The 18,774-nt window shown below is 72.1% G+C and carries 17 protein-coding genes and 1 pseudogene; 6 read left to right on the plus strand and 12 right to left on the minus strand.

The window, feature by feature from the left end:
- The first annotated feature begins 137 nt into the window (after positions 1-137).
- Positions 138-1,322: a low temperature requirement protein A gene (locus AC3CF1_RS05120; protein WP_210923234.1), complete on the plus strand. Its 1,185-nt coding sequence runs from the start codon at positions 138-140 to the stop codon at positions 1,320-1,322.
- An 11-nt stretch (positions 1,323-1,333) separates the two neighbouring features.
- On the opposite strand, the gene AC3CF1_RS05125 is transcribed toward AC3CF1_RS05120, so the two are convergent.
- On the minus strand, positions 1,334-1,906 hold the full coding sequence (locus AC3CF1_RS05125; protein ID WP_088948530.1) for a nucleosidase: 573 nt from the start codon (positions 1,904-1,906) through the stop codon (positions 1,334-1,336).
- Between the two features lie 151 nt (positions 1,907-2,057).
- On the opposite strand from AC3CF1_RS05125, the gene AC3CF1_RS05130 reads away from it, so the two are divergent.
- Complete coding sequence (locus AC3CF1_RS05130) at positions 2,058-2,492, plus strand: Rieske (2Fe-2S) protein (RefSeq protein WP_308159329.1); 435 nt, start codon at positions 2,058-2,060, stop codon at positions 2,490-2,492.
- A 7-nt stretch (positions 2,493-2,499) separates the two neighbouring features.
- Here AC3CF1_RS05130 and AC3CF1_RS05135 read toward each other — a convergent pair whose 3' ends face one another.
- From AC3CF1_RS05135 to AC3CF1_RS05185, 11 genes are all read right to left on the minus strand, one after another.
- Entirely contained in the window at positions 2,500-5,205 is a 2,706-nt protein-coding gene (locus tag AC3CF1_RS05135; protein WP_488449679.1) for an Hsp70 family protein, read from the minus strand.
- 104 nt (positions 5,206-5,309) lie between these two features.
- Positions 5,310-5,768 (minus strand): GNAT family N-acetyltransferase, encoded by a 459-nt coding sequence (locus AC3CF1_RS05140; protein WP_488449680.1) that lies wholly within the window; start codon positions 5,766-5,768, stop codon positions 5,310-5,312.
- A 10-nt stretch (positions 5,769-5,778) separates the two neighbouring features.
- Positions 5,779-6,330 carry a DinB family protein gene (locus AC3CF1_RS05145; protein WP_355163573.1) on the minus strand — a complete coding sequence of 184 codons (552 nt, stop codon included), beginning with the start codon at positions 6,328-6,330 and terminating at the stop codon, positions 5,779-5,781.
- A 146-nt stretch (positions 6,331-6,476) separates the two neighbouring features.
- Positions 6,477-7,187 carry a RibD family protein gene (locus AC3CF1_RS05150; protein WP_210923241.1) on the minus strand — a complete coding sequence of 237 codons (711 nt, stop codon included), beginning with the start codon at positions 7,185-7,187 and terminating at the stop codon, positions 6,477-6,479.
- Positions 7,184-7,867, minus strand: a complete 684-nt coding sequence (locus tag AC3CF1_RS05155) for a GTP cyclohydrolase II (protein WP_141909708.1) — start codon at positions 7,865-7,867, stop codon at positions 7,184-7,186. Before AC3CF1_RS05155 ends, AC3CF1_RS05150 begins: the two co-directional genes overlap by 4 nt.
- A gap of 57 nt (positions 7,868-7,924) precedes the next feature.
- Positions 7,925-8,863, minus strand: a complete 939-nt coding sequence (locus tag AC3CF1_RS05160; RefSeq protein ID WP_141909709.1) for a lysylphosphatidylglycerol synthase transmembrane domain-containing protein — start codon at positions 8,861-8,863, stop codon at positions 7,925-7,927.
- A 66-nt stretch (positions 8,864-8,929) separates the two neighbouring features.
- Positions 8,930-9,748 carry a class I SAM-dependent methyltransferase gene (locus tag AC3CF1_RS05165; RefSeq protein ID WP_488449681.1) on the minus strand — a complete coding sequence of 273 codons (819 nt, stop codon included), beginning with the start codon at positions 9,746-9,748 and terminating at the stop codon, positions 8,930-8,932.
- Complete coding sequence (locus AC3CF1_RS05170; protein ID WP_488449682.1) at positions 9,745-10,827, minus strand: glycosyltransferase family 4 protein; 1,083 nt, start codon at positions 10,825-10,827, stop codon at positions 9,745-9,747. The genes AC3CF1_RS05165 and AC3CF1_RS05170 overlap by 4 nt, the downstream gene beginning before the upstream one ends.
- Positions 10,824-11,222 (minus strand): 6-pyruvoyl trahydropterin synthase family protein, encoded by a 399-nt coding sequence (locus AC3CF1_RS05175; RefSeq protein WP_088948537.1) that lies wholly within the window; start codon positions 11,220-11,222, stop codon positions 10,824-10,826. The genes AC3CF1_RS05170 and AC3CF1_RS05175 overlap by 4 nt, the downstream gene beginning before the upstream one ends.
- A gap of 2 nt (positions 11,223-11,224) precedes the next feature.
- The gene (locus tag AC3CF1_RS05180) at positions 11,225-12,208 is read right to left on the minus strand and encodes a zinc-dependent alcohol dehydrogenase (RefSeq protein ID WP_488449683.1); all 984 of its coding nucleotides are present in this window, start codon (positions 12,206-12,208) and stop codon (positions 11,225-11,227) included.
- Positions 12,209-12,346: 138 nt separating this feature from the next.
- Positions 12,347-13,327, minus strand: coding sequence for a DUF2804 domain-containing protein (locus AC3CF1_RS05185; RefSeq protein WP_328534193.1), 981 nt, complete (start codon positions 13,325-13,327; stop codon positions 12,347-12,349).
- Positions 13,328-13,660: 333 nt separating this feature from the next.
- Here AC3CF1_RS05185 and AC3CF1_RS05190 point away from each other — a divergent pair.
- The 4 genes and pseudogenes from AC3CF1_RS05190 to AC3CF1_RS05205 all read left to right on the plus strand — a co-directional run.
- A pseudogene (locus AC3CF1_RS05190) lies at positions 13,661-13,852 on the plus strand (MarR family transcriptional regulator); the annotation flags it as partial.
- 389 nt (positions 13,853-14,241) lie between these two features.
- A complete protein-coding gene (locus AC3CF1_RS05195) occupies positions 14,242-14,880 on the plus strand; it encodes an ROK family protein (RefSeq protein WP_488449684.1) in 639 nt (212 codons plus the stop codon).
- Between the two features lie 415 nt (positions 14,881-15,295).
- Complete coding sequence (locus AC3CF1_RS05200) at positions 15,296-16,843, plus strand: carboxylesterase/lipase family protein (protein WP_488449685.1); 1,548 nt, start codon at positions 15,296-15,298, stop codon at positions 16,841-16,843.
- A gap of 118 nt (positions 16,844-16,961) precedes the next feature.
- Positions 16,962-18,545, plus strand: a complete 1,584-nt coding sequence (locus AC3CF1_RS05205; RefSeq protein WP_488449686.1) for a carboxylesterase/lipase family protein — start codon at positions 16,962-16,964, stop codon at positions 18,543-18,545.
- Positions 18,546-18,774: the final 229 nt, after the last annotated feature.

An 18,774-nucleotide genomic window follows, 5' to 3' on the forward strand; every position in this document is an offset into this window, starting at 1 on the left:
GCCGTTCAGCATCGCCCGGCGTCCGACGCGGTGGCAACCTTCGGCCGTCCCCTTCCCCGACCCGCGAGAATCGCCGATCCGGGGACGGGTCGCGCCGACGCCGCCGATAATCCTCGGGAGACGGCGGGAGGCCGGGCATGACCACCGGAGGCACCGCGGCACTGGTACGCCGGCCGGACGGGTCGACCCGGGCCACGCTGCTGGAGTTGCTCTTCGACGTGGTCTTCGTGGCCTCGCTCGCGCTGACCTCGACGCTGCTGGCGGGACACCACTCCTGGTCGCGCGCGGCGATGGTGCTGCTGATGTTGACGGCGATCTGGTGGACCTGGTCGGTCACCTCGACCACGACCGAGTTCTACGACCCGCAGCAGCGGCCGATCCAGCTCATCCTGATGGTCGCCATGGTCGGGTCGGTGGGGATGGCGGCGTCGCTGCCGATGGTCTCCGACGGGCACGCGATGGTCTTCGCGATCTCGTACGTCGGCACGCACGTGATTCGCGGCATCGTCCTGGTCACGTCGTTGCACCGGCAACGACACCGGTCGGCCATGATCCGGGCCACCCGGTTCCTGTTCTGGTTCGTGGTGTCCGGCGTCTTCTGGATCACCGGCGCGGTGTCCGGCACGGTCAACTGGGGCCTCTGGGCCATCGCCATCACGATCGACCTGGTCTCCGCAGCGGCCCGCTACCCGACTCCCCGGGTCGGTCGGGTGCCTCTCGACCAGTACGAGCGCACCACCGGGCACCTGGGCGAGCGGTACCAGCAGTTCGTCATCCTGGCCCTCGGCGACATCATCCTGGTGCCCACGCTGCAGGTCAGCAAGGGCGAGCTGGCCGGTCTGCGCGTCACCGCACTGTTCGGCGCATTCGCCATGATGCTGCTGCTCTGGCAGGTCTACGTCTTCCGGGCCGGCGAGTTGTTGGAGGCCGGGGCCGGGCCGAAGTCGGGCCGGCCAGCCCGGGTGGCTCCGTACACCCATCTGGTGATGCTGGTCGGCGTGGTCGGCACGGCGGCCTCGTTCGACCTGGTCGTCACCCGGCCGACCGGCACGACGCCGGTGGGGTGGCTCTTACTGATCATGGGTGGCCCGGCGCTGTTCGTGATCGGGCGCATCCTGTTCACCCTGCTGATATCAATGGTCGTGCCGTGGCGGCGAATGTTCTGGCTGCCCCTCCCGCTGCTGGCGCTGCCATGGGCCGGGAGTTGGCCACCGCTGCTGGTCACCGCGGCCGTGGCGCTCGGGCTCGCCGGTCACGTCCTGACTCCCGGAGCGGTCCGGGAGACCACACCGGGCCTGCGGATGCGGCGATCCGACGACTGACCTCCGCCGGGTCAGGCGATGTGTCGGCCGGCCCACTCGGCGAGGTCCCGGGCACACGCGTCCACCGACTCCTTCCAGGTCCGGGCCGCGCCCTCCCCCGCCTCGTCGCTGACCTGCTTGACCACTCGGCACGGCACACCGGCCTGCGCGGCGGCCCACGCCACCGCGTACCCCTCCATGTCGACCAGGTCGGCGCGCTGCGCCAACCGGTCCCGGGCGTCGTCGTCGGCCACGAACGTGTCACCGGTGGCCAGCACCGCGCCCTCGGTGGCCAGCGACAGTGGCGCCCCGTAGGTCTCGCCGGTGAGCGTCCGCAGCAGGTCGGTGTCCAGGTCGTGCTGGAGCACTGTGGCGACCTCGTGGATGCCGGCCCACCCGGGACGCAAAGCCCCGGCCGTGCCCAGGTTGAGCAGCAGGCGCGGTCGTGGCCCGGCGGCCAGCACCGCCGCCACCGCGCTGGCGGCGTTCACCTTGCCCATGCCGGTGAGCAGCACCGGCAGGTCGGGCGGCAGGTAGCGGGCCTCCTCCCCGACGGCGAGCACCACCAGCGGACGATCGGCGCGGACCGTACCCCGAAGATTCACCGGAGCATCGTACGAGCCGGCTCCTCGACCACCAACCGCACCCAGCCACCGCTCAGCGGGGACGCATCGCGCGTTCAGCCGGGTGCGGCAGGCTGAACCGGCGAGCAACCGGGCGACGGCGGTCCGGTCCGCCGACGGAGAGGTGACGACGGTGTACGACGGACAGGAGTTCCTCCGTGACAACCGCTGGTGCCTGAGCCGGCGCGGTCTGCTGACCGGGGCGGGCGCCCTCGGTGCCGCCGGGCTGCTGAGCGCCTGCGGCGCCGGTGACAGCCCGACGGGCGGTACGGCGTCCACTGCGCCCGGCACGGTGCTGGCCCGCACCGGGGACGTTCCGGTCGGTGGCGGCACGGTCGCCGGGGGCCTGCTGGTCGTCCAGCCGGAGGCCGGCACCTTCAAGGCCTACGACGCGACCTGCCCGCACCAGGGCGTCCGCGTCGGCGCACCCCGCGACGGGGTGATCACCTGCCCCGCGCACAACTCGACCTTCTCCGCCGGCGACGGTGCCCGACTGGGCGGCCCCGCCACGAAGGGCCTGACGGAGATCCCGGTCCGCGTCGACGGCACGAGCATCGTGCGCGCCTGACGTTCGGTCAGTCTTCAGCGAAGCGGTAGAGCACGAAGTCCTTCTCCGCGCCGCAGGCGATCACGTGGGTGTTCCACGAACAGGACGCGCTGCGGACGTCCTTCAGCTCGCCCAACTCGTCCACCTCACCGGACTCGGCCCACACACCGGCCAGTACGCGGTTGTCCGCGACCACGCTGGGTGCCTTGGCGAAGACCAGCAGGTTGCCCTCGTCCAGCCGGACCGCCACACCGCCCCGGTCGGACAGCACCGGCTTGCCGGAGGCGTCGAAGAGGGTGACGGTCGGGTCCGGGTACTCCCGTTGGGCGAGCAGCCGCTCACCCAACGGGACCAGGTCGGTCACGCCCGGCGCCGACCAGCGGATCGCGGGCTCACCCTCGGTCGCCGCCACCACCTCGGTGCGCGCGGTGTCGTTGTTCGGCACCTGCAACAGGCAGGCCCGCCGCTCGCCGCAGGCCACCAGTCCCTTCGGGCGGTAGTCGTCGTTGCCCGCCCGGTGCAGCACCACCGGCGCCGCGTCGGAACCCAGGTCGTACGACAGCAGCTGGTATCCGCCGTCGTTGCCGGCCACATACAGGCGGTCCTCGTGCGCGACCACCAGGTCGTCCAGGTCGGCGACACTGCCCCAGCGGCGCAGCACCTTGCCGGACGCCATGTCGAGCAGCCGCACCGACCGGTCCGCGCCGACCTGGATGAGCTGCCGCCCCTTGCCCGTCCACGAGTTGCGGGGCGTGCCGTCGAGGAAGGCCGGGCCGCCCGCCGCCTTCGCGGTGCCCACCGGGCGGACCACTGTGCGGCTGCCGTCGAACTGGTCGCGGGGGGTGGGCTGGGCCCACTTCTGGGTGCCGTTGCTCAGGCGCAGGCCGACCAGTTGGGCCGCGGTCCGGTCCACGAGAACCGCCGTGTCGTCGGCGAAGTAGACGTTGTCGTCACCACGGACCGACCGCTGCCAGCGCTGTTCGCCCGTACGCGCGTCGAGCACGGCCAGCGGGCGCAGGGTGCTGTCGCCCGACGCGTCGGCGAGAACCGCGACCGCCCCCGGGACGGCGATGATCGCCTCCCAGTCGTCGGCCCGCGCGTCGGTCTGCTCGCGCCACAGCTCGTCGCCGGTTGCGGTGTCGACGGCCACCACCTCCAGCCGGTCGTCCGGCAGCGGGAACCCGAGGTAGGCCCGGTCGCCGAGCATCGCCGTCCACATGCCGGCCGGCCGCTCGGTCCCGGCCTTGGGCCGGGACAGTTCACGCAGCGACCCGAACTCCAGATCCGGGTAGCGGTCACGGGTCAGGTAGATCGTCGCCGCGGCGCCCACCCCGACCAGGGCCAGCACCGCGCCGAGCACCACCCAGCGCGCCCGCCGCCAGCGCGGCCCACCCGCCGGCAGGGTCGGGGCCGCTCCGGCCCAACCCGGCCCGGGAGGCGGGCCCGCCGGCGGGGTCGACCCCGGCCAGGGCTGCGACGGTACGACCGGCGCGGCGGCTCCGGCCGGTGCGGGCGGGCTAACGGGGCCCGGCGCGGGCGGGCTCACAGGGCCCGGCGCGGGCGGTGGTCCCGCGTACGCCGGGGCGGGCAGCGGCTTGCGCAGCGGCAGGTCGGTCAGTGCGCCCTCGGCCACCGGCAGCTCCGGCTGGTCCAGCACGGTTGGGGCGACCCCCAGCTCGGCGTGCAGCATCCGGGCCACCAGCGGGATCCGTGACGAGCCGCCGACGAGGAACAGCCCGGCGAGCTGGTCGGGGCTGAGACCGGCCGCGGCGATCACCTCCCGGGCCCGCTCCACCGCCCGACGCAGCAACGGCGTGGCCGCCCGCTCGACGTCCGCCCGGGTCAGCTGGACCGTATCGGCCACCCCCGGCACGGCGACCGGCGCGACAGTGGAGCGGGACAACGTCTCCTTCGCACCCCGTACCTCGTCCCAGAACCGCACCTGGTCGCGGCGCTGCGCCGGGTCCGCCGGCCGGGTCAACCGGGCCCACTGCGCGGCGTGCCGTTCACCGACCAGCTCACCGACCCGCCGCACCAGGGCCGCGTCGAGGTCCAGACCGCCCAGGTCGGGCAGGCCACCGTCGGCGACCACGCTGAAGCCGGAGTCACCCCACGGGTCGGCGCCCTCGTTGCGCAGCACCGCGACGTCGAGCGTGCCGCCACCGAAGTCGAACACCGCGATCGCGCCGCCGACCGGCACCGGACGATGCAGCACCTGCGTGTAGTAGCGGGCGGCGGCCACCGGCTCCCGCAGCAGCCGGGTGCCCGGCGGCGTCGGCCCGGCCAGGGTGTGCTCGGCCACCTGCGGCCACCCCGCCAGCAGCAGGGCGTCGGCGAGCACCTGCCGTCGCGTCGCGTCCCAGGCGGCCGGGCAGGTGAGAACGGCCGGGGGCAGGAAGCCGACGGTGCCCACTGCGGCCCGCGCGACCGACGCCAGCACCGCGGCGAGCAGGTCGGCCGGCGGGTACGAGCGGTCGCCGAGCACAATGGTCGGCTCGTCCACCCGGCGCTTCGGGTTCGCCTCGAACCGGGCCGGGTCCGCCTGCGCCAACCGCCGGGCGTCCCACCCGGTGTGCAGGGTGCCGTCCGGGTCGGCGTACACCGCGGAGGGGCTGAGCGGTTGACCGTCCATCAACAGCGGACGGGTGCGCCCGTCGGGCCAGCGCAGCACTGCGACGGTGTTGGACGTACCAAGGTCGACGCCGAGGGCGAAACCCTCGTGCTGGCCTGCCATCTGCCCGATACCTCCGCCGCGACGAGGGGAACCCGACCCCGCATCGTACGCAGGCCCCGCCGCCGGGCTGATCACTCGGTCAGGGGACGGTCGGGATCGTCCGCTCAGTGCGTGGAACGTTCGCCGACGACTTCGCCTCCGCTGCTCTCCCCGGTGGGGCGAAAGCCGAGCTTCAGGTAGAACTGCTCCGGGCCGTCCGCCCCCGGATGCCACGTCGTGAAGACGCGGTCGTGCCCGCGCTCACGCGCCTCCGCACGGACGGCGTCCACCGCGAAGCGGCCGTACCCGCTGCCCTGGTGCTCGGCGGCGATGTTCAGCCGCCACAGGCCCGAGCGCAGGTCGTCCGGTCGGGCCGGGTCCCACACGATGTCGAAGAAGCCCATCATGAAGCCGACGATCTCGTCACCCTCGACGATCAGACGTGGCCACGCGACCTCGGGCTGCGCGTACGCCTCGGCGAGGGACCAGGCGACCGGGGACGAGAACTTCTCCTGGTCCGGCCGCACACTCACCCGGCATGCGGCTTCGACGTTGTCCGGGGTGATCTGCACGAGTCGCGGCACGCCGGCCACCCTATCCACCGACCCTCTCGTTGGTCGTTTGCACGTCGACCGCTCGCAGGAGCCGGAGTTGACCGATCTCCGCGACGTTCTTCATCAGCTCGGCGTTGACCCAGCCGATCGTGTGCGTGACCGTGTGGTCGGTTTCGCCCGGCCAGGGGAACGTCGCGTTGCCGTCGAGGTCGGCGTCGCTGAGGTGGTCGAGCAGGCCCAGCCATTCGGTGCGCAGGCCACGCAGCCACGCGACGCTCGGCTCGCCCGCGCCGGGCCAGACCACGGCCGTGCGCTGGCGCGGTGGCGCACCCCGGAGATGATCCATCGTCACCGTCCACCACCAGCCGATATGCCAGGTGAGCCAGCCGATCGTCGGCACCGGGACCGGGTCGGGTTCGGTGTCGGCCCAGTCCGGGGTCCAGGTGCCGTCGGCGCTTCGCCGGACCGACCAGCAGTGCGGGGTCGGCTCCCAGAGGAAGTCGTCGGCTTCGAGTCGTTCGAGGTGGTACTCGAACAGCGCCCACGTCAGGTCGAACTGCCAGCGCAGGAGGGCAACGGACGGTACGGACATCCGAGGATTCTGTCGGGGCACCGGCGTCGCCGTCGACAGATTAAGCAGCCACCGGCCCGTGCGGGTGATGACTGTGCGGCATCAAGATGCCGCACAGTCATCACGCTCGCAGCGAGTACCCCGCCGGCGCGGGCCCAACGCGACGATCAGGAGTCGGCGGCGCAGCGCGCGGAGAGGGCGTAGCGGAGCAGGACCACGTCGCCGATCTGGCGGGCCTCGGCCAGCCGGGCGCGGCGGCCCGGGTGCCAGGGGAAACGACCCTCGCCGACGAACCGGGGCGCCCGCCCGTCGCCGACGAAGAACGGGGCGACCACCAGGTGCAGCTCGTCGGCGAGACCGGCGGCGAGGAACTGGGCGTGCACCGTCCCGCCGCCCTCCACCATCAGCCGCTGCACACCCCGCGCGGCCAGGTCGGTCAACAGCCATCCAGGGTCGACCGGCTCGCCCGCGTCGATGACGGTGGCCAGGCGACCGAGGCGCTCCCGGGTCTTCTCGACCGCGTCCGTGGCGCAGTAGACGAGCCGGGTCGAATCACCGGCGGTGAAGAAGCGGGCGGTCGGGTCGAGATCACCCTGGGCGGTCAGCGTGACCTTGGTGGGTGATTCGGGTCGGCCCGACGCGGCCCGCTCCGCCCGCCGACTCGGCGAGCGCACCAGCAGCCGCGGGTCGTCGCGGCGGACGGTGCCGGCGCCGACCAGGATCGCGTCGCAACTGGCCCGGACCGCGTCGACCCGGTCCAGGTCGTCGTCGTTGGACAGCAGCAGGCGTTGCTCGGAGGCGTCGTCGATGTAGCCGTCGATCGAGGCCGCGCAGCTGAGCAGCACGTACGGTCGCGGAGGCTCCGGCTGGCAGCTCATCGGGGGCCAGCCCGGTCGGAGGTGCCACTCGTGAGCGCTTCCGCCGCCTCGGCCTCCGCCGCCTTGGCCGCCTTCGCCGCCAGGTAGTCGGCGTTGGCCGGGGAGAGGAACACGCTGGTGGGCACCCGCTCGGCGACGTCCACGCCCAGCCTCGTCAGCTGCTCGGCCTTGTCCGGGTTGCTGCTGAGCAGTCGGATCCGCGGCACGTCCAGCGTGGCCAGCATCTGTGCGGCGGCGGTGTAGTCCCGCTCGTCCTCGCCCCGGCCCAGCGCCACGTTGGCCTGGTAGGTGTCCAGCCCGGCGTCCTGCAACGCGTACGCGTCGAGTTTGGCGTACAGGCCGATGCCGCGACCCTCCTGGCGCAGGTAGAGCAGGAAACCGCCAGCTTCGGTGATCCGCTGCACCGCCTCGCGCAACTGCGGCCCGCAGTCGCAGCGTTGGCTGCCGAACACGTCGCCGGTCAGGCACTCGCTGTGCGGGCGGACCAACGGGGGCTCTCCCCCGGCGGCGAGCCGGTCCAGAGCGCCCGCCCAGTCGCCGAGACCGAGTGCGAGGTGCTCCCGGCCGTCCACCAGGCCCTTGAACGAGAACACCCGGACCGTCGTGGAGTAGCCGTCGGGAAACGTCAATGGCACCGTGACCTGCGTACGGATCGTGGCGACCGGCAATGCTTCGGGCATGGGACTCCTCTGTCCGGCGCCGCCGACGCGCGGCGACGCGTACGTCTCACAACCGACTCAACAGCCGCCGACGGGGGCGGCTTCCCGGGCGGCGGCCGGAACTCGATTGCGCCGGGCCAGCAGCACGGCCGCTCCGGGCAGGCTGGCGACCAGGATCAGTGCACCGTAGACGGTGGCGGTGGCGACGCCCTCGGCCGCGCTGAGGCCGGCCGCGCCGAACACCCACGCGGCCACCCCCTCGCGCGGGCCGAAGCCGGCGACGTTCAACGGCAGGCCCATGGCGAGCAGGGCGAGCAGCGTCAACGGCAGCAGTCGTGACAGCGGGGCGTCCGATCCGGCGGTACGTGCCGCCACCAGGAAGGTGGCCAGGTGACCGGCGACCATCACCGCGGAGGCGATCAGCACGCCGAGCCAGGTGCGCCGGGCCAGCAACCCGGACCGCACGTCCGCCACGGCGGTACGCATCGCCCGCGCCCAGCGCGAGGGGCCGGCGTTCGGCACGGCCCGGGCCAGCAGCACGGTGACCAGCCCGCCCGCGAGCAGCAGCCCGGCGGCGACCGGCAGGTACGGCCGCACCGGGGACGGGAAGGCCGCGAGCACCACCAGCGCGACGCCGACCAGCACCACCTGCCCGGCGGTGCGTTCCCAGACCACCGCGCGGATGCCCCGGCTGACGTCACCGGCGTCCCGGCCGTGGCGGACCGCCCGGTGCACGTCGCCGAGCACACCGCCGGGAAGGGTGGCGTTGAGGAACACGGCCCGGTAGCAGTGCGCCACGGCGGTCGCCAGCGGCAGCCGCACGCCCAGGCCACCGGCGACCAGGCTCCACCGCCACGCCGCGCAGACAGTGGTGAGCACCCCGATGACCAGCGCCGCAGCCAGCGCCGGCGCGTCGATCAGTCGCACCCCGGCGAGGAACGGGCCGGTGCCCACCTGCCACAACAGGACGGCGAGCAGACCCACCCCACCGACCACTCGTGCCCAGGCCCAGAACATCGGCGTCGGCCCTCCCCTTGAAGATCGTCCACTTGCCCTAGTCCACGTACCCAGGGTGAGAACGGTTCATCCGTCGGCGAGGAGGTCACTGTGGTCGACCAGGACGGTGAGCCGCCCGGCCGCCGCGTCGGCCAGCCGACGCCGGGCGTACGCCTCGGCCGGGCCGGCCAGGTCGGGACGCTCTTCGCAGGCCGCGCCCAGCCAGCCCCGGAACCACTCGGCGGCCAGGTCGGCGTGCTCCGGGCCCAGCCGCCACGGGCTGGGCCGTTCCCGCACGTGCACGCCCCGCCGGGCGAACGCGGCGACGGTGGTGGCGGCGGCGTCCGGGCCGAGCAGCCGCCGGCCGTCGACCGTACGCCGTTGGTGGTCGTTGAACGCGGCCTCGACCACCGCGTCCAGTGGATCGGCCGGGGTGAACCGGACCCGCCCGGTCACCGAGAGGGCGAAGAGGGTCGGCCGGCCCACGCAGGCGGCCACCACCCGCTCGATCTCCTCGACGCTGAGCATGTCCAGCAGCGCGGACGCGGTGAACAGCGAAGCGTCGGCCAGGTCGGCGGCGCTCAGCCGGGTGAGGTCACCGCAGCGGGTGCTCACGGTGACCGGGGCGCCGTCGGAGGCGGTCACCCCGGTCATGCCCTCGGCGGCGCGGGCCAGCAGGTCGGCGTCCCGGTCGTGCAGCACCCAGTGCTGCGGGCCGGGCAGGCGGGGTGCCACCCAGCGGCTCATCGAGCCGGTGCCGCTGCCCAGGTCGTGGATCACCGTCGGGGCGTCACCGGCCAGTCGGGGGCGAACGGCGTCCAGCAGGTCCTCGGCACGCGCCGTCGCGTCGGCCGGCTCCCGCAGTCGCAGCCAGTCGGCGAACGGCAGGGTCTCCTCGACGGTCATCCCGCCACCTCCTCCAGCGCGGCGGCCAGCAACTCGGTGGTCACCGGCCAGTCGGTCAGGGTGTCGCGCCGGGCCAGAGCGGCACGCCGCAGTCGGGCCCGCAGCGGGTCGTCGGTCAGCCAGCGGGTCAACGCGTTGGCCAGCGCGGCGGGGTCGTCCGGGGCGACGAGCAGGCCCGGCCTGTCACCGCCGGGCGCGTGGCCGAGCGCCTCCGGCAACCCGCCGACCTCGGTGGCGAGCACCGGCAGGCCACGCGCCAGCGCCTCGGTGACGACCATGCCGTACGTCTCGCCCCGCGACGGCAGGACCAGCAGGTCGGCGTCGGCGTACGCGGCGTCCAGCGCCGCTGCGGTCAGCGGACCGACGAGGCGCACCCGCTCGGTGAGACCGGCGCCCGTGAGCCGCTCCCGCAGCCGCCGCACGAGGTCCGGCTCCCGGGTCAGGGTGCCCGCGCACACCATCGTCCAGCGCAGCCCGACCAGCGTGGACAACGCGTCGACCAGCACGTCGTGCCCCTTGTGGTGGGTGACGGCCGCGACGCAGAGCAGCCGGTCGCCGGTGATCGAGCCGGGTGCAGGCGGTGCCGGCCGCACCCCGGGAGGGGCCGCCCGGATCCGGTCGGCGAGCGCCGGATGGCGCGCCACCAGGTGACGGCGGGTCCACTCGCTGGTGGTGACGACGGCCCGGGCGGTGGTCAGCGCCCGGGCCTCCGCCTCGTCGTCGAACGGCAGGTGCACGAGGACGACCAGGCGCAGCCGGCGGGCATGCGGCACGAGCAGGTCCGGCACTGCCGAGGCGATCAGGCCGTCGAGCAGCACCACGGCGTCGTCGGGCGTGGCGTCGAGCAGCTCGGTCAGCTTCGCCCGGTCGACCGGGTCGGGGTCCGGCCACGCGCCGGGCACCGGGTGCTCACGCACCGACCAGCCGCGCTCACCGAGCCCCGCGCAGACCCGCCGGTCGTATGTGTTGCCACCGCTGGGAGTGGCCACGTCGTCGATGTCACCGGGCAGGACGACGTGCACCGTGCGGAAGGTCGTGTCCGACCCGCCGGTGGACGCCGTCCGACCGGCATCGATCACAGCGAACGCTCGTAGCTCGCCCAGGCGATGTGCGACTCGTGCAGCGTGACGGTGATGCCGGTGAGGTCACGCGCCCCCGCGCCCAGGTCACCGGCGTGGACCCGCTCGACCAGCCGGTCCGCGATGGTGCGGGCCAGCACCTCGGTGGTGGTGTTCACCCCGGCGAAGGCCGGCTCGTCGTCGAGGTTGCGGTAGGTCAGCTCGCCCAGCACGGCCCGCAGCTGCTCGGTGGCCAGGCCGATGTCGACCACGATTCCGTCGGCGTCCAGGTCGGGCCTGCGGAACGTCGCGTCCACCACGAAGGTGGCCCCGTGCAGACGCTGGGCCGGGCCGAACACGTCGCCCCGGAAACTGTGGGCGATCATCATGTGATCCCGAACGGTCACGCTGAACACTGTCACTCCCCGTCGTCGTAGGTGATGAGGTGGCAGAGCGCGGGCAGGTCGCCCGTGCTCAGTCTGGCAAGCACGTCGGGCAGCTCCGCGAACCGGGACGCACCGGTGATCAGGGCGTCGAAGGCCGGGTCGTCGAGCAGGTCGAGGGCGAGCGCCAGCCGGTCGGCGTAGCTGCGCCGCCCACGCCGGGCGGGCGCGACCATGCCGACCTGGCTGCTGCGTACGCTCAACCGGCCGGAGTGGAACGCCCCACCCAGCGACACCTGCACCTGGCGGTCGCCGTACCAGCTCAGCTCGATGACAGTGCCCTCCGGCGCGAGCAGGTCCAGCGAGCGTTGCAGGCCGGCACTGGTGGCGCTGGCGTGCACCACCAGGTCCCGGTCGCCGGTCGCGTCGTCCGGTTGGGCGAACTCGACACCGAGCGCGCCGGCCACCCCGGCCCTCCGGGCGTCGGTGTCGACCAGCTCGACGTGCACGCCGGGAAAACGGGCGAGCAGCGCGGCGACACAGCAGCCCACCATGCCCGCACCCACGACGGTGACCCGGTCGCCGACCAGTGGCGCCGCGTCCCACAGCGCGTTGACGGCGGTCTCCACCGTGCCGGCGAGCACCGCCCGGGCCGGAGGCACCCCGTCCGGCACGGGCACCACGGCGGTGGCCGGCACGACGTACGCGCTCTGGTGCGGGTGCAGGCAGAAGACCGTGCGCCCGAGCAGGTCCGGCGGGCCCTGCTCGACCACGCCGACACTGAGATAGCCGTATTTCACCGGGCCGGGGAAGTCACCCTCCTGAAAGGGCGCGCGCATGGCGGCGTGCTGGTCGGCGGGCACCCGGCCGGCGAAGACCAGCGTCTCGGTGCCCCGGCTGACCCCCGAGTACCGGGCCCGGACCAGCACCTCGTCGGGCCCCGGAGCGGACAGCGTCACAGGCCGGATCTCCGCCGCGCCGGGCTCACGCACCCAGCAGGCGTACGCCTCGCGGTTCACCGTCGCGCACCTCACCTCTTGCTCGAGGCCGCACCGAGCGGCCAGGCTTCCGTGCCCCTCCCGGGTTGTCGATCATAAACACGGAGCGGAGGTGTCCACAGTTCGAAGTGGTCCGATGACCGGCTGACCACGCAACTGCTACCAGCGGTTGCGCGCCTCCTCGGCCCAGCCGACGAGCCCGTCGAGGCTCACCTTCGTCCCGTCGTCCGTCTTCGCCCAGCCGGAGAAGTGCCCGAAACACTGGTGGGTCTCGTTCGCGACGACACCCAGGTTGGTGCGGGCCACCTTCTCGTGGAACGGCTGGAACTCGGCCTCGACCCGTTCCCCGCTGATCCGCCACGGGCGAAGCCAGTCCGACCGGTCGTAGGTCCAGCGCAGTTCCTCGCCGATCTTGTGCAACCGGCCGTCGACGAACAGGCCGTTCTCGGTGACCCCGGTGCCGTCAGTCCACTGACCGCCGAGCTGGATGGCCCGTCCCGGTGCCGCACCGGCGGCCCAGTTCCACGTGATCGCGTACGGCCATCTGCCGCGACCGTGGTCCAGCACGGCGAACGCGTCCGGCCCACCGATCTCGTACGTCTGGCCGTGCAGTTCCAGTGTGCCGAGGACAGGGCGGCCGACGTCCTTGACCGTGTACTGGAATCGCGTGGGGCTCCACGGCACGACGACGCCGAGCGACTCGTGGCCGGCCGGCAACGGCACGTCCACCTCCAGCCGTACTCCGGGGGCGCTCGCCGAGATGGCGGTGCCGTCCGGGCGCTGAGCGATCCGGATCGCCAGGCCACCGCCCTGTGCACGAACCTCGCCCACGCCGCTGTGCGGCGGTAGTACCGTCCCGCGCGCCAGCGGCACCACCACGTCGGCCTTCGTCTCGGTGCCGCTGTCCCGGTCGAGCACATAGACGCTGTGCACGCCGGCGTAGTCCAGCGACGAGGCGACCAGCCCGACGATGTGCCGTGGCGTCACGATGCCCCAGTACTCCCACCGCTTGGTCCGGCCCCAGCCGCGGAGGTTCGCGGTGTGCAGCGGGCGGCGTGTCCAGCCGACGGCCGCGGGATTGAGCCGCCCGCCCGGTTGGCACAGATCGACAGGTGAGGACAGTTCGCGTTCGTGGGTCACGAGGTGCACGATAGCCCCGCCACTCTCCGAGACACCCGACCACAGGGTCGGTGGTGCCGCCTGGAAGGGCTTCGCCAGCTGCGGGTGCTACCAGCTGCGCACTCGCCAGAGTTCCACCACAGCTGGCCGCATCCCGCAGCCGGCCGGCTGACAGGTCCGGGACTTGGCCGGGTCCCATACCTGCTCGCCGGTCGGCGTCCGGCTCGGCCTGCCGGAGCACCTTTTGACTCAACTCGTTCTAAGTGAGCCATAACGGAGGCTATCCGGACCAAGAAGTCTGGTCAACGGCAGCATTTAAGACTGTTTTCGTCCTTAAATCGGTATGCTCGACGCATGACGCGTGCTGTCCCCGCCCCACCGAGCGGCACCCCCGGCAACGAGCGACTGGTCCTCGCCGCGCTGCGGGGCGGAGCCGTTCTCAGCCGGACCGAGTTGAGTGCCACGACCGGCCTGCCGAAGACGACGGTGACCGGCATCGTCAATCGCCTCCTGCAACGGGGCATGGTCGTCGAGCACACGGCCGACGCCGGACGACGGCATCGCAGTCGCGGCCGACCCGCGAGTGGCCTCGCGCTGGCGGACCCCGGCGGCCTGGTCGCCGCCCTGTGCTTCAGCCACACCACGATCCGGGCCGCGGCGGTCGGCTGGGACGGCGCCTTTGCCGCCCACCGGCAACGCGACATCGGTGGCGATCGCGACCAGCAACGCGTGCTCGACCGAGGGCTGCGCCTGCTCGAAGAGGCGTTCGCCGAGGCGGGGTCGACGCCGGGCAGGCCGACTTTGCCGTCATCGGCGTTCCGGCAGCCTTCGAGCGGGGGGTCGGGGCGGCATTTGGCCGGATGCCCGATGCAGCCCGCGAGGCCGTACCCGAGCTCGGAAAGGTCTTCGGTTGGTTTCGCTCAGACCCGCAACCCATGGTCACCGAACGCCTGGGCATCCCGACGGCGGCGGAGAACTACGCCAACCTCGCAGCGCTGGGCGAGGCGACCGCCGGGGCGGGGCGCGGCCTGGACGACCTCATCTACATCAAGCTGGTCGAGGGGGTCGGCGCCGGGCTGGTCCTCGGTGGCGGACTGCACCGGGGGGCGCGCGGCCTGGCTGGGGAACTGGCGCATGTGCAGGTGCTTCCCAACGGACGATGGTGCCTCTGCGGAAGTCGCGGCTGCCTCGCGGTGACGTACGGCGACTTCGTGGAAACGATCGGCTCGACCTACCCGCAACCGTTGACTGTCGCCGACATCCGCGAGCTCGCGGCTGCGGGCGAGGTGGGCACCCGACGCATCCTGGCTGACCTCGGTCGGGGCTTCGGGCGAGTGCTCGCCGACGTCTGCGTGCTGCTCAGCCCGGAGGCAATCATCGTGGACGGAGCGCTCGGTGCGGCGGCAGAACCGTTTGTCGCAGGCATGCGCGAAGCGATGGACCAGCGCATGCCGAGCGTCATGGCGGAGTCCGTGCAGCTGCTCACCGGCGAGCTCGGGGAACGGGCCGAGCTGCTCGGTGCGGTCGCGCTCGCTCGGGCGGGACAACTGCCCGCCGCGACCGTCAGCCGGTAACGGACGGGTCACGGGCGCAGCGCGTCCGCAACACCAAATTCACCCTGGTGTTGCGAAGTCTCCTGGTAGCGGTAATGTTCTGCCGGACAACAAAGCCTTCCTCCGTCCTCGGCCGGTCGGGGGAAGCGCCAGCGTCGCGACCGTTCCACTCCGGCTCCTTGCCCGGTACTCGCCTGAACCGTCGCCTGGCCTCCTTCACGGGCCGGTGCATTCGTTGATCCGATGCACCTCCCGTTCACGTGGACTCCCCCGTCCACGACAACCTGCGGCACCGGACCGGTGCGAGCCGGGGACCTCCCCTGCCGCAAAAATGGAGGTACGACCACCGATGAAGATCCGACCCACCGCTCGATGGGTGGCGGGGGTGTCAGCCGCAGCGGCTGTTGCCCTGGCCGTCACCGCAGGCCCACCCGCCATGGCAAACTTCGCCAGCGCCTCACGCGGCGCCAGCACCTACCCCGGCCAGTCCTCCGCTGTCCAGACCGACAAGGGTGCGGTCCGTGGCGAGGCCAAGAGCATGGTGACCTCCTTCAAGGGCATCCCCTTCGCCGCGCCGCCGACCGGCGACCTTCGCTGGAAGGCACCGCAGCCGGCCGCCAGGTGGAAGGGCACGAGGGACGCGACACAGTTCGGGGCTTCCTGCGTACAGGGCACCGGCTGGGACCCCGGATATGACAAGCCCACGTTGACCGAGGACTGCCTCTACCTCAACGTGTACCGCCCCAGCACCGCCTCAAAGAAGAACCTCCCGGTCTTCTTCTGGATCCACGGCGGCGGCAACTTCGCCGGCGCAGGGCGCGACACCAACCCGGACAAGTTCGTGACGCGAGAGGACGCCGTCTACGTCACGATCAACTATCGGCTCGGCGCCATGGGCTACCTCGTGAACCCGGCCCTTGAGGCAGCCAACCGCGACGGATCGGCCGGCAACTTCGCGATCCTGGACCAACAGGCGGCCCTGCGCTGGGTGCAGAAGAACATCAAGGCGTTCGGCGGCAACCCCGACAACGTCACAGTCGCCGGGCAGTCCGCAGGCGCCGGCAACACGGCCGTGCAGCTTGCCTCGCCCACCGCGCGAGGTCTCTTCGACCGCGCCATCCTCCAGAGCGGAGGCGGCAGTCCTCTGCGGACGTTGCCGGCAGCCCGAGAGAGCGGCGAGCAGTTCAGCGCCGAAATCGGCTGCCCGACGGGCGCGGGCCAGGTCGACTGCCTTCGCTCGAAGAGCCCCACCGAGATCCTCGCGGCGCAGGCCAAGGTCCGTCAGTCGGGCGCCGTCGCCGGCACTCGCGTCGTGCCGACCGATCCGATCGAGCTGATGAAGACCGGCAAGCTGACCGACCTGCCGGTCCTGGTCGGCGGCACCTCCGACGAGTCGCAGCAGAGTGTCTTCGCCGCCTACGACTACCTCGACAAGCCGCTCACCACCGCACAGCTCAACACCCTGATCTCCACCACGTACCCGAATGGTGCCGACCAGATCCGTGCCACCTACCCGGTGGTGAACTACAAGTCGCCCACCGTCACCTGGGGTGCGATCCAGAGCGACCAGCGTGCGTGTCGGGACCAGACGCTGCGCGAGCGGCTGGCGAAGGACACCAGGACCTACGCCTACGAGTTCGCCGAGAAGAATGGCCCGGCCTTCGTCTCGATCTGGCGCCTCAACACCGACTACCCCTTCGGTGCCACCCACGTCAACGACCTCGGCTACCTCTGGGACTACCTCGGCACGGCCCTGCCCTTCAGCAGCGAGCAGGTCGACCTGTCCAACCAGATGATCAGCTACTGGGGCAGCTTCGCCCGCGACGGTAACCCGAACGTGGAGTTCGCGCCGACCTGGCCCCGGTACGCCCCGCAGGGTGACCTCCTGCAATTCGCGGCACCCAGCGCCCAGCGGGTCGCCGACACCAAGGTCGGCGAATCGCACAACTGCTCGGTGTGGGACGCGGTCAGTCCCGCTGTCTGACCACGTCAATGAGGTCCGCGAAATGGTGCCTCGGCACCACCTCGCGAATCCCGGCAACGAGCGCTTCGGCAAGCAACAGCTGCGTACACCCCTTCGATTGACCGAAAAGGACTAATTCGTGAGAAGTTTCCCCAAGCGTCGCCTGGCCACCTGGGCTGCCGCCGTGATCGCTCCTGTGCTGCTGCTCGGCGCGGGCGCCAGCGCCGTCGCCCAGGCGGACAGCAAGGGCGACGGACGCGGCGGTGACCCCGTCGTGCAGAGCCGGAACGGGCTCGTCCGTGGCGTCGCGACGAACCAGTTCGACCAGTTCCTCGGCCTGCCGTACGCGGCACCCCCCGTACGCGACCTGCGGTTCGCCCCTCCGGCCGCGCCGGAGTCGTGGCGGGGAATCCGGTCGGCCGATCAGCAGGCCCCGGCATGCGTGCAGTTCGAGCCGACCGGGATCCGCGAGGAGCAGGCCGTCAGCGAGGACTGCCTCTACCTCGACGTCTACCGGCCGAGCAAGGTCGCGAAGAACGCCAAGCTGCCGGTCATGCTCTGGTTCCACGGCGGTGGCCACACCCAGGGCACCGGCGTCATCTACGGCGGCGGAACGATGGCGGCCAAGACCGACACCATCATCATCTCGATCAACTATCGCCTCGGGGCGCTCGGCTTCCTCGCCCACCCCGCGCTCAGCGCGGTCACGGACGGCGGCTCCGGCAACTACGGCCGGATGGACCAGCTCGCGTCGATGAAGTGGGTCCGGGACAACATCGCCAACTTCGGCGGCGACCGGAACAACGTGACGATCTACGGCCAGTCCGCCGGCGGACAGGGCGTGTGCGACATGCTCGCCATGCCGGCCGCCAAGGGGCTGTTCCACAAGGCGATCGTGCAGAGCCAGCAGTGCCTGGCCACCCGCAACACGCTCGCGGCCGGCGAGCAGCGGGGTGTCGGGTTCGCCGAGTCGGTGGGTTGCACCGATGCCGCCACCGTTGTCAACTGCCTGCGCGCGGCGTGGCCCGGGAAGCTCGTCGCCAACCAGGCGAACTACCTCGGTAACTCCAAGGTGGGCGGCTCGCTGCTGCCCAAGTCGTTCGCCGACGCGTTCGCCGACGGCACCTGGAACAAGGTGCCGGTGATGTCCGGTACCACGCGCTCCGAGAACCGGCTCACCGAGACCGCCCTCGCCGGAATCACCGCGCAGGGCTACGTCGACACGATCAAGCGTGAGTACGGCGACAAGGCCGACCGCGTCCTCGCGACGTACCCGCTGAGCAAGTTCAAGAGCCCGTGGGACGCCATCACGCAGGTGCACACCGACGCTGGTCGCGCCTGCCAGACCGAGCAGGCCGCTCGGGTGATCTCGACCAAGACCCCGCTCTACCGTTACGAGTTCAACGACCCGACCTCGCCGACCCTCTACGGGTTCCGCGTCCCGGGTGAGGACGTCTCCAACGGCCACAGCGGCGAGCTCGCCTACCTGTTCGACTTCACCCTCGGCGAGCGGCCCCTCACCGCGCAGCAGAAGAAGCTGTCGGACCAGATGATGCGGTACTGGGGCGCCTTCGCCCACAACGGCAATCCGAACTACCGGGGTGCCCCGTCGTGGCCGACCTACGGCGGCGACGAGAACGTCATGCAGTTGCGCACCGGCGGAGCGAGCCGAGTGATCAACACCTTCGCGGCGGAGCACAACTGCGGCCTCTGGCTCAGCTGACCTCGTACCGCGCGCACCAATAGACAGAACAGTGCGGGCTCGCCCTCCACGGGGCGGGCCCGCACTGTTGCATGTCACCGATCGACTGCGGTCGAGGCTGCCTGCGCGGCACCGTGGCGGTGGGTGACCGCGCTGGATCTGGTCGCGGTCCAGCATCGACGCGAATCGTGATCGCGGTCGGCGGGGAGTTTGCGGGTACGGCGAACACTTGACGGACGCATCGATGGGC

The sequence above is a fragment of the Micromonospora sp. MGP-C2 genome (assembly GCF_057766525.1).